2 protein-coding genes are annotated in these 2,435 nt (G+C 61.9%); one reads left to right on the forward strand and one right to left on the reverse strand.

Annotated elements, in window-relative coordinates; translation table 11 throughout:
* Window positions 1-177 precede the first annotated feature (177 nt).
* The gene (locus tag AC1RJ9_RS28275; protein WP_492841997.1) at window positions 178-810 is read right to left on the reverse strand and encodes a TetR/AcrR family transcriptional regulator; all 633 of its coding nucleotides are present in this window, start codon (window positions 808-810) and stop codon (window positions 178-180) included.
* 122 nt (window positions 811-932) lie between these two features.
* Between AC1RJ9_RS28275 and AC1RJ9_RS28280 the strand changes: the two genes are divergently transcribed.
* Window positions 933-1,907: an SDR family NAD(P)-dependent oxidoreductase gene (locus AC1RJ9_RS28280; RefSeq protein ID WP_492841995.1), complete on the forward strand. Its 975-nt coding sequence runs from the start codon at window positions 933-935 to the stop codon at window positions 1,905-1,907.
* The last annotated feature ends 528 nt before the right edge of the window (window positions 1,908-2,435 follow it).

Here is a 2,435-nt window from a genome sequence, read left to right on the forward strand (position 1 = left end):
GTAGCGGACGAGGCGTATCTGTGCGTGAACGCTCACGCCGCAGATTGAACCGTTCAGAAAACTGGATCGACCGGCATTATTCGTGCTGAAAATGAGCCTGTGAAATCGTGGGATCGACTTTTTCAACACAATCGGTGGTTGTCGGACAGTGGCGTTCGACGTCCGCGCCATCCAGCATCAACCTTCTGGCGCTGCATTTCCACGCCGGGGCAGGAGGACCAAGTCCGCCGCTTCCTCAGCGTCATTCAGCAGCGTCTTGCGCGGCGTGCCCATCTGCGCACGCATGGTCAGACCGCGCGACAGGTCGAGGACCTGGCTCGCACGCACCGCCACGGGAAAGTCGGACGGGATTTCCCCCGTGCTGATCCCGTCGCAGAAGCGGCGTTCCACGAGCGCTATGCCGCTAGCTATGGCGTTCTTCAGGAACTGCCTGACCTCAGCGTCGTCTACGAGGGGCGCGACGCACACCATTAGGCATCCTGGGGCGGCTCCTTCCTCGGTCGCGCTTTCAACGGCGTGCCTTAGAAAGCCTACGAGCGAGTCGCGAAGCGTCGCCGGCGAAAAGAGCGCCTTCGCAGCGCGAGCGCCCTTCGCATCTGCGTACGCCCTGAGAGCGCGCAAGAATATCGTCCGCTTGTCCCCGAAGACGGAATACAGGCTTGGCCGTCCCACACCCATGCCCGCGACGAGATCGTCAATGGTCACGCCGTCGTAACCCTTGGCGCGAAAGACCTCCGTCGCCTTTGTCAGCGCATCACCCTCGTCGAAGTTTCGCGGTCGCCCCCGCGACCTGGCGGCATTCTGAATCATTTAGTTCAAAAATCCTTGACCACGACAAACTAGGCAAATATGTAACTAATCGGTTCGTAATTAGCAAGCCGCCACCTGACCTCGCGGGCCTCACAACACTCCCCTTAACCACGGAACCTCCCATGCGACATTCGACTGCTCTGGTCACCGGCGCCACCTCTGGACTCGGTTTTGCGGCAGCCCGCTTGCTCGCCGCCGGGGGATGCCCGGAGGTTGTCGTCACGGGACGCAGCCTGGCGCGGATTCAGGAAACGGCCGATCAGCTCAAAGCTAAGACAAACATCGGCGCCTTCACGCCGCTGGAGCTGGATCTCAACGCGCCGGCCAGCGTTCAGTCCGCCCTCGCGGCGCTCGTCAAGCGTGGTCGACCGATCGATTTCCTACTGCTCAATGCCGGGCTGGTTCCAGGTAAGGAGCGGGTGATCACTGCGGCGGGCGTCGAGGCTTCTGAAGCCCCGCTGATCGGCCATCATCAACTGACTCTCGGGTTGCTCCGCGCTAACCTGCTGAGCCCCAACGCGCGGATTGTCATCACCAGTGCGGAGCCTGCCCGCGGGGGCGTACCCCTGTTCAAGCACACCGACGCGCCAGCCTTCGCGGCCAAGTACTTCCGGGGTGACCGTACCGTCGCTATCGAAGCCATGATACGCAGCGGGCCAAACGTGAAGTACGCGCCGCACAATGCGTATGCCGACGCAAAGCTCATTATCGCTTGGTGGGTCGCGGCGCTGGCGCGCCGGCTACCCTCCGGCATGGCCGTGTACGCCGTCTCGCCCGGTGCGTCGAACGACACCAACGTGGCGCGAAACGCTGGTCCGTTGTTGAAGTATCTGATGATTCCAATCACGAACCTCATTCCCGGCATGAATCAGACGCCGGAGACTGCGGCCGGTCGGTACCTCCAGGCGTCAGAGTTCGGAACCGGCGTCTCAGGGCAATTCTTCGCCTCCGCTGCAGGGAAGTTCTCAGGCCCAATGGAGCTGCAGCGCCAGCCACACCTCCACGACCGCGCCAGCCAGGAAGCGGCGTGGCAGGCTGTGGTCAAGGTCTCAGGCATCGACTTGTCTATCCCGGCCGCCTTGAGCGCGGCGTCCTGAAGCGCGCGGTCGCGGCAAAATGGTCGTGGCGCCGCCGTCAGGCGGTGATTGCCGAGCTCGGCGACCTGCGCACTGAGTCTTTCGGTATTTTGGGACAAACGGTCTGAAATGAACCCGGCCGCAGCCTTCGCGGCCAATTTTTATACCAAATAATTCTAAACTATCTAGGCGACCACCGGTTGGACACCGCTCTGAGGAGCCCGGGCCGACGGCCGCCGCGACGCACCCTGTGTCCGCTGCCGCCACTGAGGAGCTTTCGATGACACACTTAGCGAACCATTCGGCTTCACAGCAGGGGAAATTTCGTCGCGTCTTCGGGGCCGTCTGGGCCTTCTTGCTAAGGTTGGAGGCCACCAGCTTCGACTATTCGCTCGATCGAATCGAACGGTTGGAACGGGAGGTCGCGCAACTGAAGGAGGAGATGCGCCAAAGCCAAGAACAGGCGGCAGTTGTAAATCACAGCGCTAGCCCCGCTGCGCTCGAGCATTGACTGGACCCCACAGGAAGCTCGAGAGCACGGTCCGATAA

The organism is Caulobacter sp. GW822-FHT07D08 (assembly GCF_058798735.1).